Annotated in this window: 16 protein-coding genes; 9 read left to right on the top strand and 7 right to left on the bottom strand. The window is 59.7% G+C overall.

The window, feature by feature from the left end:
- Positions 1-3 precede the first annotated feature (3 nt).
- Positions 4-144 (bottom strand): hypothetical protein, encoded by a 141-nt coding sequence (locus WFP06_RS04615; protein WP_336986066.1) that lies wholly within the window; start codon positions 142-144, stop codon positions 4-6.
- 133 nt (positions 145-277) lie between these two features.
- Between WFP06_RS04615 and WFP06_RS04610 the strand changes: the two genes are divergently transcribed.
- Together WFP06_RS04610 and WFP06_RS04605 are read left to right on the top strand one after the other, a co-directional pair.
- Complete coding sequence (locus tag WFP06_RS04610; RefSeq protein ID WP_336987626.1) at positions 278-1696, top strand: sigma-54-dependent transcriptional regulator; 1419 nt, start codon at positions 278-280, stop codon at positions 1694-1696.
- An 8-nt stretch (positions 1697-1704) separates the two neighbouring features.
- Positions 1705-2484: an SDR family NAD(P)-dependent oxidoreductase gene (locus tag WFP06_RS04605; protein WP_336986065.1), complete on the top strand. Its 780-nt coding sequence runs from the start codon at positions 1705-1707 to the stop codon at positions 2482-2484.
- Between the two features lie 42 nt (positions 2485-2526).
- Here the strand turns inward: WFP06_RS04605 and WFP06_RS04600 are convergent, their stop codons facing one another.
- The 4 genes from WFP06_RS04600 to WFP06_RS04585 form a co-directional block, all read right to left on the bottom strand.
- Complete coding sequence (locus tag WFP06_RS04600) at positions 2527-3012, bottom strand: DUF2165 family protein (RefSeq protein ID WP_336986064.1); 486 nt, start codon at positions 3010-3012, stop codon at positions 2527-2529.
- Between the two features lie 50 nt (positions 3013-3062).
- Positions 3063-4196, bottom strand: coding sequence for a dihydropteroate synthase (folP, locus tag WFP06_RS04595; protein ID WP_336986063.1), 1134 nt, complete (start codon positions 4194-4196; stop codon positions 3063-3065).
- A complete protein-coding gene (locus WFP06_RS04590) occupies positions 4196-5362 on the bottom strand; it encodes a site-specific DNA-methyltransferase (RefSeq protein WP_336986062.1) in 1167 nt (388 codons plus the stop codon). The genes folP and WFP06_RS04590 overlap by 1 nt, the downstream gene beginning before the upstream one ends.
- Before the next feature lie 204 nt (positions 5363-5566).
- Positions 5567-6205: a ribonuclease HII gene (locus WFP06_RS04585; RefSeq protein WP_336986061.1), complete on the bottom strand. Its 639-nt coding sequence runs from the start codon at positions 6203-6205 to the stop codon at positions 5567-5569.
- Here WFP06_RS04585 and WFP06_RS04580 point away from each other — a divergent pair.
- The 6 genes from WFP06_RS04580 to WFP06_RS04555 all read left to right on the top strand — a co-directional run bounded on the left by WFP06_RS04580 (position 6204) and on the right by WFP06_RS04555 (position 11953).
- On the top strand, positions 6204-7385 hold the full coding sequence (locus tag WFP06_RS04580) for a PQQ-dependent sugar dehydrogenase (RefSeq protein ID WP_336986060.1): 1182 nt from the start codon (positions 6204-6206) through the stop codon (positions 7383-7385). The genes WFP06_RS04585 and WFP06_RS04580 overlap by 2 nt on opposite strands.
- A gap of 57 nt (positions 7386-7442) precedes the next feature.
- Positions 7443-7958 carry a GNAT family N-acetyltransferase gene (locus WFP06_RS04575; protein WP_336986059.1) on the top strand — a complete coding sequence of 172 codons (516 nt, stop codon included), beginning with the start codon at positions 7443-7445 and terminating at the stop codon, positions 7956-7958.
- A gap of 33 nt (positions 7959-7991) precedes the next feature.
- The gene (locus tag WFP06_RS04570) at positions 7992-8540 is read left to right on the top strand and encodes a DUF1285 domain-containing protein (RefSeq protein WP_336986058.1); all 549 of its coding nucleotides are present in this window, start codon (positions 7992-7994) and stop codon (positions 8538-8540) included.
- Entirely contained in the window at positions 8537-9142 is a 606-nt protein-coding gene (locus tag WFP06_RS04565) for a CoA pyrophosphatase (RefSeq protein ID WP_336986057.1), read from the top strand. The genes WFP06_RS04570 and WFP06_RS04565 overlap by 4 nt, the downstream gene beginning before the upstream one ends.
- Positions 9135-10313, top strand: coding sequence for a CCA tRNA nucleotidyltransferase (locus WFP06_RS04560; protein ID WP_336986056.1), 1179 nt, complete (start codon positions 9135-9137; stop codon positions 10311-10313). The genes WFP06_RS04565 and WFP06_RS04560 overlap by 8 nt, the downstream gene beginning before the upstream one ends.
- A gap of 242 nt (positions 10314-10555) precedes the next feature.
- Entirely contained in the window at positions 10556-11953 is a 1398-nt protein-coding gene (locus tag WFP06_RS04555) for a DEAD/DEAH box helicase (protein WP_336987625.1), read from the top strand.
- A gap of 46 nt (positions 11954-11999) precedes the next feature.
- Here the strand turns inward: WFP06_RS04555 and parC are convergent, their stop codons facing one another.
- On the bottom strand, positions 12000-14309 hold the full coding sequence (gene parC, locus WFP06_RS04550) for a DNA topoisomerase IV subunit A (RefSeq protein ID WP_336986055.1): 2310 nt from the start codon (positions 14307-14309) through the stop codon (positions 12000-12002).
- A gap of 100 nt (positions 14310-14409) precedes the next feature.
- On the opposite strand from parC, the gene WFP06_RS04545 reads away from it, so the two are divergent.
- Entirely contained in the window at positions 14410-14961 is a 552-nt protein-coding gene (locus WFP06_RS04545; RefSeq protein ID WP_336986054.1) for a type 1 glutamine amidotransferase domain-containing protein, read from the top strand.
- A gap of 116 nt (positions 14962-15077) precedes the next feature.
- Here WFP06_RS04545 and WFP06_RS04540 read toward each other — a convergent pair whose 3' ends face one another.
- Positions 15078-15338 carry a hypothetical protein gene (locus WFP06_RS04540; RefSeq protein WP_336986053.1) on the bottom strand — a complete coding sequence of 87 codons (261 nt, stop codon included), beginning with the start codon at positions 15336-15338 and terminating at the stop codon, positions 15078-15080.
- Positions 15339-15349: the final 11 nt, after the last annotated feature.

The following is a 15349-nucleotide window of genomic DNA, read 5'->3' as shown; positions in this document are numbered from 1 at the left end:
TGATCAGCTGATCAGCAGAACGACGATTGCAGTGATCACTGCAATCAGCGGCACACTCCATTTAAGCGTTCCGATAAACGAACCGTAGGTCCGTTCGGCGGCTTTCATATCATTTCCCATCAGGTCGTTTCCCTTAATTTCCAATAGCTGGCTTCCTTACTAGACAGCGCCGCGGAAAGTCTCAAGTTTCCTATCGAGCTTAAGCAGAACTTTACACGTTCGCGGTAAATACTGCCCTCGTACCGTAATGGGACGGTTGGGGAGTGGTAGCGACGGAATGTCGGACAACGAAGATCGCCTTTTGATGCTGATCGATGATGAACCGGCGCAAAGCCGCCTCATCACAGCGCTCGCCGCGCGCGAGGGTTGGCGCACGCTTGTTGTCCACGATGCCGAAACCGCAATTGCCACGCTTGGTACGCGCCAGGGGATGGCCTGCGCTGCAATTATCCTCGACCAATGGGTGCCGGGCGATGATGCCTGCGAGCTTATCGACGAATTGAAAACCCGCCGTCCGGCAATGCCGATCCTGATGCTGACCACCAGCGCCAGCCCGCTGCTCGCGGTAGAGGCGATGCGCGCGGGCGCGACAGACTATCTCATAAAACCGGTTGCACCCGACAGATTGATGCAGGCTTTGCGCAGCGCAACCAAGCGGGAAGCGCCCAAGGATGAATTGCAGCCACTGACCGAGAAAATGCCGGCCGTGCTCGATTTCGACGCGATGATCGGTAACGCACCGATTTTCAGAGCCGCGCTGGCTCGCGGCGCAAAGGCTGCGCGCGGACACGGCCCGCTGCTGATCGAGGGTGAGACCGGTACCGGCAAGGAAATGCTGGTTCGCGCAATGCACGCCGCCAGCCCGCGCGCGAAATTGCCGTTGCGGATCGTCAATATAGGCGGTGTGGCAGGCAATTCGGTCGAATCCGTTCTGTTCGGTCATGAAAAAGGAGCTTTTGCTGGCGCATTCGACCGCCAAATTGGCGCTATCCAGCATTGTGATGGAGGCACCCTGGTGCTGGACGAGCTCGACCGGCTGACGCCTGACGTGCAGGAACGGCTGGTAAAGGCTGTTTCGGACGGGGTTGTCCGTCCGATCGGCGCGGCGCACAGCTTCCGTGTCGATGTACGTATCATCGGTGCAAGCAACATTCCTCTGAGCGAACTGGCCGAAGCGGGACATTTCCGGAAAGATTTGCTGCAAGCAATTTCGGGCACGGTCATCGAACTACCGCCTTTGCGAGAACGGCAGGGCGACATCCCAGCACTGGCCCGGCATTTTCTCGCCAGGATCGGTGAACAGCCCGGATTGCGGCCGCTTTCTATTACCGACAGCGCCTTGTCGCTGCTCGCGGCATTTGATTGGCCGGGCAATGTCCGCCAGTTGCAAGCGGTGCTGTTCCGCGCAGCAGTGTTCTGCGATGGTAATGCGCTAACCGGGCAAGATTTTCCCCAGTTATCCGAACTGATCGGCGAATTTGACGAAACTCTTGATCCGCACCACGAAGGTATCGGCGTGATGCTGTATACTGCCGACGGAAATCTTCGTTCATTGGACGATATCGAAGCGGACGTGATCCGGCTTGCAATCGGACACTACAGGGGCCGAATGACCGAAGTGGCCCGGCGACTTGGGATTGGGCGTTCGACACTTTATCGCAAACTTGGCGATCTCGGGATTGATAACGCGGCATAAACCGCCTTATGGCCCGCGACATGGGTCATGAAAGTTTTTCAGAATTTGCCGGCAGAACGGCGCTCGTTACCGGCGCCGGGTCCGGCATTGGAGCCTGCGTTGCACGCTGGCTGTCCAGGCATGATATCGGCAAGCTCATATTGGTGGACATCAGCGAAAGCGGGCTGAACACATTTGGGTCAGGTTGCGAAATTCAACGTGAAGTAGGCGACGTTTCTGATCCCGGTTTTTGGGAGACACTTGAATCCGGCCTGGGTCCGATTGATTATTGCATCGTCAATGCAGGGATCGGCGGCGGCGGAGAAATCGCGGATCTGTCACTGGATGAATGGCGCCGGATAATGTCGGTCAACCTTGACGGCGCTTTCATGACCCTGCGCGCCGGGTTGCGGGCGATGCGCGAAAATGGCGGCGGTGCAGCCGTTGTGGTTTCATCAATCACCGGGATAAAGCCTGTTCCCGGCATCGGCCCCTACGGCGTTGCCAAGGCCGGCGTGGCGCACATGGCCAGGATCGCCGCAGCGGAAAACGCAGCCCACAATATCCGGGTAAATGCAGTGGCGCCCGGCGGGGTGGACACGTCGATCTGGGACGAAGGCGAACAGTTTCGCCAGGCGGTTGCGCTGCATGGTCGCGCGGCTGCGCTGAAAGTGATGGCTTCGACAACTCCGCGCGGACAATTTGCTACGCCCGACGAACTGGCGGGAGAAATCGGCTTTCTGCTGAGTGACATGGCGGCAAATATCACCGGAACCGTGCTGGTTAGCGATGGCGGTTTCAGTTTCTAGACGTCCAATGGACGCCGGACGGACGCCGGACGAATGTGACGATCAATCTTCTGCCGCACCCACAAGCAACGCAATCAAACCGATTATGCCGGCATAGCGAAATGCCGATCCAAGCGCCGCATCACGCAGCGCGTACGACCGCCAGAGTTCAAACCAGGTCTCTGCGATGATAATCCAGCCGGAGAAAAGCATCAGCACCGCAACGCCGCAGCCGCTGAGCGCCAGTTTCTTGCTGGCAGCAAAATCCGCCGCAGCAAGACCGCGCGCCTTCCACATCCGGTACGCACCCGTAAAACAGAGCGCGCTGCAAAGCGCCTTTCCAAGCACGATAAAGATCGCGCCGCCCAGAACAATCGCCGGGCTGGTGGTTGCCCGCCAAGGCTCCGCAGCGCCTTCGAATGTAGCCATCGATGTCGTCGCGGATACTGCGCCGGTCGTGCCTGCCCAGTCGGTGATGTTCCCGGTTACACCCAATAATGCCCATACTGCCACACTCAGTATCAGCGCAATTTTCAGAATTCTCGACATAAAGAGCCCCCTCTTTCTACCAGAGAGCTAAGCCTGAAATCCGGGTTTGTCTAATCCCCGGCCATTTCGCTGAAATCGGTCAACGCCGCGTCCCTCAGTCCGCGCCACACGTTGCGCGCCTGCACCGTCGCGGCAACGTCGTGCACGCGCAGCAGCTGCACGCCTGCATTCATTCCTGCCACGGCCAAGGCCAGCGAACCGCCCAGCCGTTCTGCAGCGGGTGCTTCGTTCGATAGCGCGCCGATCATGCGTTTCCGGCTTGCGCCCAGCATGAGCGGCTGACCCAGCGCATGAAATAACGCGAGCGCGTTGAGCAGGGCCAGATTGTCGGCCAGCGATTTTCCAAATCCGATGCCGGGATCAAGCACGATATTCTCTTGCTTTACCCCTGCTGCAATCGCCGCATCGCGGCGGGCATTGAGCCAGTCGAACACATCGAACACAACGTTGTCATATACGCCGTCAGCGTGCAGATTATCGCCATCGCCCGGCGCGTGCATCAATATGACGGGCACTGCAGCCCGGGCAACGATCTCCAGACTGCGCGGATCATGCCGCAGAGCGGACACATCGTTGATCATCTGCGCGCCAGCCCCCAGCGCAGCCTCCATCACTGCCGGGCGCCGCGTGTCCACACTGATCGCCGCGCCCATCGCCGCGCAATATTCGGTAGCCGGGCGCACACGTTCAATCTCGTCGCCCTCCCATACGGCTGCTGCACCCGGGCGCGTGCTTTCGCCGCCAATATCGACGATTGCAGCACCCGCCTCCAGCATGGCCGAGGCGTGAGCGCGGCCTTCTTCGGGATCATCCAGAAACGCCCCGCCGTCAGAAAAACTGTCAGGCGTGACGTTGAGAATACCCATGATCTGCGGCTGATCGAGGCGGATTGTCCGGTCACCCAATTGCAGCGGTGGATGGGCAGAACGCAACGCCGCCCATTGCCGGTGACCATCAGCAGCCGCATCGTCCGGCAACCGCGCCAGTACGTCCGCGACACCCGAAGGCGGCACAATGTCGCGCTGGATTACTGCATTGTCGCGCCGCAGAATGATTGCAAACCTGCTGGCGTGAACCATCCCGCCAGCCAGCCGGACGGATTCAGCTTCGCCGGTGGGCGATCTGGCTTCGCTTTGCGGATTTGGCGGGAAACCAATCGGGCGGATATAAATCCGGTTGGGCATCAATCCTCGATCGCCAGCAGATAATCCTGCCGGATAGCATCCACCGGCTTTACCGTGCCTTCATGTTCGATATGCCAGAACGTCCAGCCGTTGCAGCTGGGCGCGCCCTGCAGGTCCTTGCCCAATCCGTGGATCGAACCGGTCTGCTTTTCATAAGCCAGCGAGCCATCGGCGCGGACTTTTGCAATCCAGCGGCGCTGTTTGTCGAACAATTCGGTACCAGGCTGGATATAACCGTTTTCAACCAGTGCGCCAAAGGCCACCCGCGGCGCATTTTTCTTGCTTTGCATCGTCTCCAGCGCGCTTTCGTCCAGCGGCAGAGCCAGCTCGATCCGTTCCATGGCGACTTCGCGGTAGATGCTCTCGCGCTCGCACCCGATCCATTCGCGGCCAAGCCGTTTGGCCACTGCGCCGGTGGTACCAGTGCCGAAAAACGGATCGAGCACCACGTCGCCCTTTTCTGTTGTCGCCAGCATCACGCGGTAAAGCAGGGCTTCGGGCTTCTGTGTGGGGTGTGCTTTATGTCCGTCACGCTTCAGCCGTTCGGCCCCGCCACAAATCGGCAGCACCCAATCGCTGCGCATCTGCAGTTCGTCATTCAGAGTTTTCATTGCGCGGTAATTGAACTGGTAGCGCGCCTTTTCGCCCATACCCGCCCAGATCAGCGTCTCGTGCGCATTGGTAAAGCGGGTGCCCTTGAAATTCGGCATCGGGTTGGATTTACGCCAGATGATATCGTTGAGTATCCAGAAACCCAGATCCTGCAATATCGCACCGACGCGAAAGATGTTGTGATAGCTGCCAATGACCCACAGCGCGCCATCGGGTTTGAGAATCCTTCTCGCCTCTGTCAGCCAATCCTCTGTAAATTTGTCATAGATTGCAAAGCTGTCAAACTGGTCCCAATGATCGGTTACGGCATCGACCTGGCTTCCGTCGGGCCGGTTGAGATCGCCGCCCAGCTGCAAATTGTAGGGCGGATCGGCAAACACCATATCGACCGAATTATCGGGCAATTCGCGCATAGCTTCCACACAGTCGCCGTCCAGAATCCGGCCCAGCGGCAGGCCTGCGCGCACTGCCTGATCGGCGGCATCTTTCGCCAGCTGCGTCTCGACCTTCGTCTTGCGCGCGCGTGTTTTTGTATCGGCCAAAACCTGCCCCATTCCTGATTTCCCCCCAGTTATCCACAGGGTGAGTCCAAGCGGACTCCGCGTCAAGTGCCGATTGTCGCAGCATATGGTTAACGCCTTGCTAACCATAAAAGAACATAGCGAGTCCGGCACATCATGGGGTGTGCGCCGATGCCATGCGAACTCGATATGTTGGGGTGTGGCGGCAAGGACTCGCTTCACCGCAATTTCCGAAATCTACACCAGAAGCATCCGGGCAACGGGTGCAAAGCTGCGGCGATGGAGCGGCGTGGGGCCATGTTGATGCAAGGCCGCCATATGATCCCTGGTGCCGTAACCCTTGTTGCGTTCCCAGCCATATTGCGGATGACGCATGGCGGCTTCGCACATGATCCGGTCGCGATATTCCTTGGCAATAATCGACGCGGCGGAAATACACGGTTCGATCCCGTCACCGCCCACGATGGCGCGCGCGTTGGCCCAGCGCCATTTATCGCAGCGGCCCGCGGGCGTCATGTTGCCGTCGATCAAAATTTGTGCTGGATCGCGCCTTATCACTGCGCAAAGTTCTTCCACCGCAAGGCTCATCGCCAGCATCGTAGCACCAAAGATGTTCAGCCGGTCGATATCCTCCACATCGACAACGCCGATACCGAAAGCACAACGGCCGCGAATATCAGCTTCGAGCACGCCGCGCCTTTTGGCGGTCAGTTTCTTGGAATCGTCCAGCCCGGCAGGGCATGGCTTGCACAGCACAACCGCTGCGGCCACAACAGGCCCCGCCAGCGGGCCCCGGCCCGCCTCGTCAACGCCGATAATCAGGCCGTCGATTGCCATTTCGGCACCAAATCCGCTGTGAGGTGTTCCAGATAACATGATGACAAACGCTCTCCGCTCCGCCTTCCTTCTATCATCCAGCGCACTGCTGCTCGCAAGCTGCGGCGCGGTGGCGAATGGGGAAAACAGCCCTGACGCCGCGGCATCTTCTGCCGATGTTGAAAATGGCAAGCCGTTCAACGTCGCCGAGGTCGGGACTTATGACGAGCCGTGGGCGGCAGCATTCATACCCGGGACCGAGATTATCGTGGTAACCGAACAGGGCGGCAGGATTGTCGGGAATGACATCAGGAACGGGCGCGCGCTGTTCTTTACCGGCGTCCCCGAGGTGGATTACGGCGGTCAGGGCGGGCTTGGCGATATCGCCTTTCTGCCGAGCGAAGCGGCAGACACGCTAACCCCCCGAACCATTTATTTAAGCTGGGCCGAAGCAGGTAGCGGCGATACGCGCGGCGCCGTTGTGGGCAAGGGGCAAATCGTTTGCGAAGAACACCAGACATGCGACATTCGCGGGTTGCAGGTGATCTGGCGTCAGCCCAAGGTTTCGGGACGCGGTCATTATTCGCACCGCATCACGGTCTCGCCCGATGAACAATATCTCTACGTCGCTTCGGGTGACCGTCAGAAGAAGGATCCGGCACAGGACCTGTCCAACAATCTGGGTACCATCGTGCGACTGACGATGGATGGTAAGCCCGCCGCAGGCAATCCGTTCGCCGCGAGATCGGGCGCCTCCGGCGACATCTGGACCTATGGCCACCGAAATATTCTGGGAATGCAGTTCGATGATCAGAACCGTTTGTGGGATCTTGAACATGGTCCGGCGGGTGGTGACGAGCTCAATCTGGTAAAGCAGGGCCAGAACTATGGTTGGCCGATCGTTTCCAACGGCAATGACTATAATGGCGCGAACATTCCCGATCATTCCACCCGGCCCGAATTTGCCGCCCCTGCCATCAGCTGGACCCCCGTAATCGCACCGGGCAACTTCATATTCTACCGCGGCGACCTGTTTGACGCATGGAAAGGCGATGCGATCATTGCCGGACTGAAATCGGAGGCGATCGTTCGCGTTTCGATTAACGGCGAAACCGCCAGCGAGACGGGCCGCTATGCAATGGATAGCCGGATCAGGCAGATTGTCGAAGGCCCCGATGGCGCGATCTGGGTGCTTGAAGACGGTGAAAATGCGCGGCTGCTGAAATTGACCCCTCGCTGACCTCAAGCCGAATTGCAGTTGGCAAACCGTGCGCGGCCACTTAACGGCCCGCCCGGTATGGCGAACATTATCCCTCTCGGCGACGTTGACCCCGGCCTGATCGAAGCATTGCTGGATGCTGCATTCGGACAAGACCGGCACAAGCGTACTGCTTACCGGATCCGCGAAGGGCAGGAATATCTCCCCCCGCTCAGCTTCGCCGCCTTGGACGAGGACGATATGCTCGCGGGCGCGATCCAGGCGTGGCCCGTTGCCTTGACCGACGACGATGGCCGCCGCCATCCCATGGTCATGATCGGCCCGGTCGCCGTGCTCCCGGAAAAACAGAACGATGGTTACGGCAAGGCACTGATGCTGGCCACGCTGGGCGGCATGGCACAGGATGCGACATTGCCGCAGGTGATGATCGGCGATCCCGAATATTACGAACGGTTTTTCGAATTCACCGCCGCGCACACGTCAGGCTGGCGCTGCCCCGGGCCATTCGAGCAACATCGCTTGCTGGTCCGCACCCCCAATCCCGCGATATTGCCGTCCACCGGAATGCTGGGCCCGTGGGACCGCCCTAACTAGACCGGGACGCAGCGCTGTGGCATCCGTTCAACAATGCCTTACGAACCCCCACCAGAGCTTGCCGGATTGTCACTAAGCCAGATCGCCGAAGCGGTCGCAGCGCGCAAATTGCCGCCGGTCGATCAATGGTCGCCCGATGCCAGCGGCGACAGCGAAATGCGGATTGCCCGCGACGGAACCTGGTTTCATCAGGACAGCGAAATCACGCGCCCCGCGATGGTCCGCGCCTTCGCCTCGCTGCTGATCCGCGACCGGACCGGTCAGCATTGGCTGATGACGCCTTATCAGAAGCTGACAATCGCGGTGGAGGACGCCGCGTTCATTGCGGTCGATATGCAGCAAAGCGAAGGCGCTTTGGCTTTCCGTCTCAATACCGATGACATTGTGCTGGCCGGTCCCGAACACCCGATCATCGCGCGCGGCGACAGTGACACGCCGGCCCTGTATCTGGACGTAAGGCACGGCTGCGAAGCCCGGCTGAACCGTAGCACCTACGCCCAGATCGCCGAACATTCCGCCAGCCTTGGTGATGGCTGGAGCGTTCAGAGCCAGGGTGCGGAATTTTCCTTGTTACCGGGATGAGCGCGCTGTTCGACGAACTTGCCCGCCTGCACCGCGCCGGCCATGACGTGGATATTCACGATTTGCTCGATGATGCGGGGTTGGGACCGCATGAAACTTCGCGTGATGCAGCCGTGCTGATCGCTATCACCGACCGCCCTCGCCCCGGCATGCTGCTGACCAGGCGCCCCGACACGATGGCCGATCATCCGGGTCAGGTCGCCTTCCCCGGCGGCAAGATCGAACGCGGCGAAAATGCCGTCGAAGCCGCGCTGCGCGAGGCGGAGGAGGAACTGGGGATCGCACGCGGTGCAGTGCGCGTGATCGGCCCGACCGACCTGTTCAACACAGGCAGCGGCTTTGCCGTGACCCCGGTGCTGGCGGTCGTCCCGCATGATATCGCGATTACACCCGATCCCGGCGAAGTGGCCGACTGGTTCGAGGCTCCGCTCGATTTCGTGGTCGATCCGGCCAACCGCAGCGCGCACGAGGCCTACTGGAAAGGCGAAAACCGGCATTATTACCAGATCAACTGGGAAGGTTACCGGATCTGGGGTGTTACCGCGGCGATCATCGCGAACCTTTCACGCCGGATAGACTGGCGGGGTATCACCGATGGCTGACACGCTCCCGCCGGCCGAATGGACACAGCGCGATACGCTCGCCGCATTGGTGCGTGCCCTTGGCAGCGGTCATGCGCGTTGGGTCGGCGGGGCGGTCCGCGATACATTGGTGGGCAAGGATGTGCAGGACATCGACGCCGCGACACCGTTGCCCCCGCATGAGGTGATCGTCCGGTTGCAGGCCGCAGGCATCCGCACCATCCCGACCGGGCTGAAACACGGCACGGTAACCGCCATTCTGGATGACGGGACGGTAGAAATAACCACTCTGCGCAAGGATATCGCCACCGACGGGCGCCATGCCGAGGTGCAATTTGCCAGCGACTGGAAAGAGGATGCGGCGCGGCGCGATTTCACGATCAATGCGCTTTATGCCGATCCGGTGACGCTGGAATTGTTCGATTACTTCGGCGGGCGCGATGATCTGGCCACGCAGCGCGTCCGCTTTATCGGTGATGCGCGCACACGGATTGCCGAGGATTATCTGCGCATCCTGCGGTATTTCCGCTTTCAGGCCCGGTTCGGTGCAAAGCCTGACGCCATCGCCGAGGAGGCTTGCAGCGCACTTGCCGGGCAGCTCGCGGGCCTGTCACGCGAACGGGTTGGGTGGGAATTGCTGAACCTGCTTGGCCTGCCAGATCCCGCGGAAACGGTCGCGCGGATGCACACGCTGGGCGTGCTGCCAGTGGTGTTACCCGAATGCGGCCAGCGCGAAATCACAAAATTGCGCTCGCTCATAACCACCGAACAGGCGGCCAGTGCCCGGCCCGATGCGTTACGCCGTTTGGCGGCATTGTTGCCTGCCCTGCCTGCCGTCGCAGCCAGTACCGCATCACGCCTGCGCCTGTCACGCGCGCAGCAGGCGCGGATTGCCTGCGTTGCCGAACGGACCCCGGCCGACGTCGATAACCCGCGCGCCCTTGCCTACAATATCGGCAAGGATTGCGCGATCGACCGGCTGCTGTTGGCCGGCGCGGATATCGCCTCCATCCAAGACTGGGAAATCCCCGAGTTTCCACTCAACGGGGGTGCGATCATTGCGCGGGGGATCAAACCCGGTCCGCAGGTTTCAGCAATTCAAAGCCAGTTGGAAGACCAGTGGGTTGCCGAAGGGTTTCCCGATAAAGCCCGCGTTTCCGCCATTCTCGACACGCTACTGGCGCAATTGTGAAACTATTTTGCGCAAGTTAATTGCGCTTTCATAAAACCCCCCCTACATGGGCCCCAACGACCTGCGCGGAATGTACCGCGTAATCGACTGCGAGCGTGAACCTGGCCCACATAAAATGGCCAAGGTCCCGCAGCGATCAATCGGGCTCGTTCCTTTGTAAAGCTTCCCCCTCACGCTTGGGTCGCCGAATGACCCACTGCGCCCGGACCCATGTCCGTCTGGCGCACACTGAGAGTATATTTATGTCCTATTTCGAAGAGCTCGGCCTGGCCGAGCCTATCCTGCGCGCATTGAAGTCGAAGGGTTATGACACCCCGACGCCGATCCAGCGCGAAAGCATTCCTGCATTGATGCAGGGCCGCGACCTTCTGGGTATCGCCCAGACGGGAACGGGTAAAACCGCAGCGTTCTCGCTACCCTCGCTGCACAAGCTGGCGCAGGGCAATGTGAAGCCAAAGCCTGCGTCTTGCCGGATGCTGATCCTTTCCCCGACGCGCGAACTTGCCGCACAGATCGCCGAGAACATGCGTTTCTATGCCAAAAACCTGCCGCTTTCGATCCAGTGCATTTTTGGCGGTGTTCCCGCCAGCAAACAGGCGCGCAAGCTGGTGAACGGCACCGATGTTCTGGTGGCGACACCGGGTCGCCTGATCGATCTTGTCGAACAGCGCGCACTGACCCTTCGCGATGTCGAAATCTTTGTTCTCGACGAAGCCGACCAGATGATGGACCTGGGCTTTATCAAGCCGCTGACGCGGATCGCCAATATGCTGCCCAAAGAGCGGCAGAGCCTGTTTTTCAGCGCCACCATGCCCAAGGCGATCGCCGATCTTGGCAAGCGCTTTATCGACAACCCCGTGCGCGTCGAGGTTGCGCCGCAATCCACCACGGCAGAGCGGGTCGAGCAATATTGCACCTTTATCAATCAGGCCGAGAAGCAGGCTCTGCTCACTCTCAGCCTGCGCAAGGGTATCGCCAATGGCGAGATTGAAAGCGCGCTGGTCTTTACCCGCACCAAACACGGTGCGGACCGGGTCGTGCGCCATCTGGTTTCGGCGGGCATCAACGCCGCTGCAATCCATGGCAACAAGACACAGGCGCAGCGCACCCGCGCACTTGACGGTTTCCGCCGCGGTGCAGTGCCTGTATTGGTCGCAACCGACATTGCGGCACGCGGCATCGATGTGCCGGGCGTAAGCGCGGTCTTCAATTTTGAAATTCCCAATGTTGCCGAACAATATGTGCACCGGATCGGCCGCACTGCGCGGGCCGGCAAAGGCGGGATGGCAATCAGCTATATCGCCCCAGACGAACGGCCATATATCCGCGACATCGAAAAATTGACCGGACTGCGACTGACACCGGTTCCGCTGATCGAAGATTTTCAGGCGCAGGCAAAATCCTTGCCCGCCCCAGCAAAGAAAGCATCGGGCGGCGAATATGCCGGCGGACGCGGCGCAGGCGGCGGCAATCGCGGCGGACGCCCTTCCGGCGGCAATCGCGGTCGGTCCGGTTCGGGCGGCGGTTCGGGCAGCAATTCGGGTGCCAACTCGGGTGGCGGCAAGAATTATGGCGGCGGGAGCCGCAGGAAAACCTACTCTGCCAAACCGGCCAGCGGCGGACAGCGCCGCAGCAGCTAAACACAAAAACCGGGCCTCTCTGGAAACAGGGAGGCCCTATTTTTACCTAGAACTTGTTATCCCGCGGGAAGCCTTGCGGCGGCAGGCGGCCGGCAGCACCGCGCGCGACTTTCCATTGCCACACGTCTTTTTCGGTGCGGGTCCTGTCACCCTTGCCGCCCATTGCCCAGCTAAGCCCTTCGTCCAGTGTCAGTGTGGTTGCATCGGACAAACCGCCATCACGGTAGCGTTGCAGCATGACGCCCTGCCCCCGCGCCAGAACGGGTAGTTCTTCCATGTTGAAGATTACCATTTTGCGGTTGTCGCCGACCACGGCCACATGATCATGCTCGGATGCGATTTCACGGACCACTACCAGTTTGACGCCCGGCTTGAGGTTGACCACCTGACGGCCCTTCTTGGTTTCGGCCAGCAGTTCGGAAGTCTGCGCGGCGAAGCCTTTGCCGTTCGAACTGGCGAACAGCATCTGGCCGTCCGGCTTGTGCACCACGAGGCCGACGATATCGGCCTCCGCATCGATATCCAGCGTGTTTCGGATCGGCTCGCCAAAGCCGCGCGCGCCGGGCAGTTTGTCACCGCCCAGCGTATATACGCGGCCATTGTTTGCAATCAGCAGCAATTTATCGGTTGTCTGCGCGTGCAGCGCAAAGGCGGGGGCATCGCCTTCCTTGTATTTGAAGTCGCCCATACCGTCATCCGTCGCCAGATCGACATGGCCCTTTGCGCCGCGGATCCAGCCTTTTTCGGACAGGATAACCGTGACCGGCTCTTTTTCGATCATCGCGTCCATGCTGAATTCAACCGCCGGGGCAGCTTCGGCGATGGTCGTCCGCCGCGCGCCAAGCAGCGTGTCTTCGCCGTATTCCTTGCGCAATGCCTTCAGATCGCGTTTCAGTCGCGTACGCTGGCGGGCTGGTGAACCCAGCAGTGTTTCCAGTTCCTCGCGTTCCGTCAGCAGATCGTCCCGCTCGCCGCGCAGTTGCATTTCCTCGAGTTTGCGCAAGCTGCGCAGACGCATATTCAGGATAGCTTCGGCCTGCCGGTCGGTTAGCTCGAACTCCTTCATCATGATCGGTTTGGGCTCATCCTCGGTGCGGATGATTTCGATGACCCGGTCGAGATTGAGGAAGGCTTTGATATAACCTTCGACCAGTTCCAGCCGCGCGGCGATCTTGTCCAGCCGGTGCCGTGTGCGGCGCTGGAGGATTTCGATCTGTGCTGCCGTCCAGTTATTCAGCAGTTCCTTCAGCCCCATCACCATCGGTGTGCGGGTGGCGTCGAGGACGTTGAGGTTGAGGCCGAACCGGGTTTCCAGATCGGTCAGCTTGTAGAGCGATTCCTTGAGCAATTCGGGATCGACATTGCGGTTCTTCGGCACCAGCACGAGACGGATATTCTCATCGCTTTCGTCGCGGACATCCTCGAGGATCGGGAGCTTCTTGTCGGCAATGAGCTGGGCGATCTGTTCGATCAGTTTGCCCTTTTGCACCTGGTAGGGGATTTCGCTGATCACCAGCTGGTACTGCCCGCTGCCCAATCGTTCGATCCCGGCATCCCTGTCGGCCTGCTTTTCCGCTTCGGCCGAGCGGAAGCGCCCGCGGATCCGAAACGATCCCCGCCCGGTTTCGTAAGCATTCGAAATCACCGCCGGACTGTCCACAATCAGGCCGCCGGTGGGCAGATCGGGCCCGTGGAACAATTCCATCAGCCGGGAATGTTCGACATGCGGAATATCGATCAGTTCCAATGTCGCGTCGATAATCTCGGCCACGTTATGGCTGGGAATGTTGGTTGCCATGCCCACCGCAATACCGCTGGCACCATTGGCGAGCAGATTGGGGAACAGACCGGGCATAAGTTCCGGCTCTTCATCCTCGTTATTATATGTCGGGATGAAATCGACCGTACCGTCATCCAGACCGGCCATCAGGCTCATCGCGGTTTTGGTCAGACGGGCTTCGGTGTAACGGTAAGCGGCGGCATTATCCCCGTCGATATTGCCGAAATTGCCTTGCCCTTCCACCAGCGGATATCGCAGCGAAAAATCCTGCGCCAGCCGCACCATCGCATCATAGGCGGCGGTATCGCCGTGGGGGTGATATTTACCGATAACCTCGCCCACCACGCGGGCCGACTTCTTGTAATTGTTGGACGGGTCCAGTTTCAGCTGGCGCATGGTCCACAAAAGGCGGCGGTGGACGGGTTTGAGACCGTCACGCAGATCGGGCAGCGAACGGGCAGTGATCGTGGACAGCGCATAGACCAGATAGCGTTCTTCGAGCGCGGAATCGAACGGCGCATCAACGATGGCGTCGAAGGGATCGGGGATTATGTCGTCAGCTTTGGTGGTGGTCATGCGGCCCGCCTTATCAGTGAAACCACTCGCGGAACAATCCGGAACGTTTCACCTTCCCCAACCGTTAAAAGGTCACACCCAATTCAAGGAGTTAACCAACATGACACGCGTACTTATCATGTCCACCGACGGTTTCGAACAGTCGGAATTGACCGTTCCCAAAGCGAACCTGGAAAACGCCGGGATCGCAACCGACGTCGCCAGTCCGGAAGAAGGCGAGATCAAAGGCTGGGATGACAAGGACTGGGGCGAAAGTGTAAAGGTCGATCTCAAGATCAGCAATGTGACGGTCAGCGAATATGATGCGCTGTTACTGCCCGGCGGTCAGATGAACCCGGATATTTTGCGCATGAACGCCGACGCGATCAGCCTCATCAAGGAATTTGCATTTTCGGGTAAGCCTATCGCGGCGATCTGCCACGCGCCTTGGCTTCTGGCCGAGGCCGATGTGATAAAGGGCAGGAAAGTGACCGCCTGGCCTTCGATCCGCACGGATCTGAAAAACGCCGGCGCCGAAGTTGTCGATGCCGAGGTCGTTGTCGATGGCCAATTCATCACCAGCCGCAAGCCAGAAGACATTCCGGCATTTTCCAAGGCACTGCTGGATATGCTGGGCGAACACGCCAAAAAGGCAGAGCTTCAATCGGCCTAAGCAACTCAAGTCAAAGAAGAATAATGGCCACGCTGGGTAAAATCAGCGTGGCCTTTCGTTTGGGCCTTGCTAAATTCTGACACCCTGCCACAATTGTGGCAAAAATAAGGCAATCTTCACCCGGAGAAGACTTTCATGAGGAAAATCAGCTTTTTGGTAATCGCGGGCAGCATCACACTGGTTTCCTGCAGCGACAACCAGCCAACTGAAATGACCGAGCGTATCACGACGACCGATGTCGCAATGTCTGGGACCGATATGGCGATGCGGCCGCCGCCGCCGCCCCCTCCTCCTGCACCGACTGGAGCGCCTGCCCCGGTCCCCCCGCCATCCTCGGAAGTAAGCCCGTCATCGGGCGGGTTTTCTTCGCGTGACATCAGCGGGGCTG

The sequence above is a fragment of the Altererythrobacter aquiaggeris genome, assembly GCF_037154015.1.
GTDB lineage: Bacteria > Pseudomonadota > Alphaproteobacteria > Sphingomonadales > Sphingomonadaceae > Aestuarierythrobacter > Aestuarierythrobacter aquiaggeris.
This window is presented reverse-complemented; position numbering and strand designations above follow the sequence as displayed.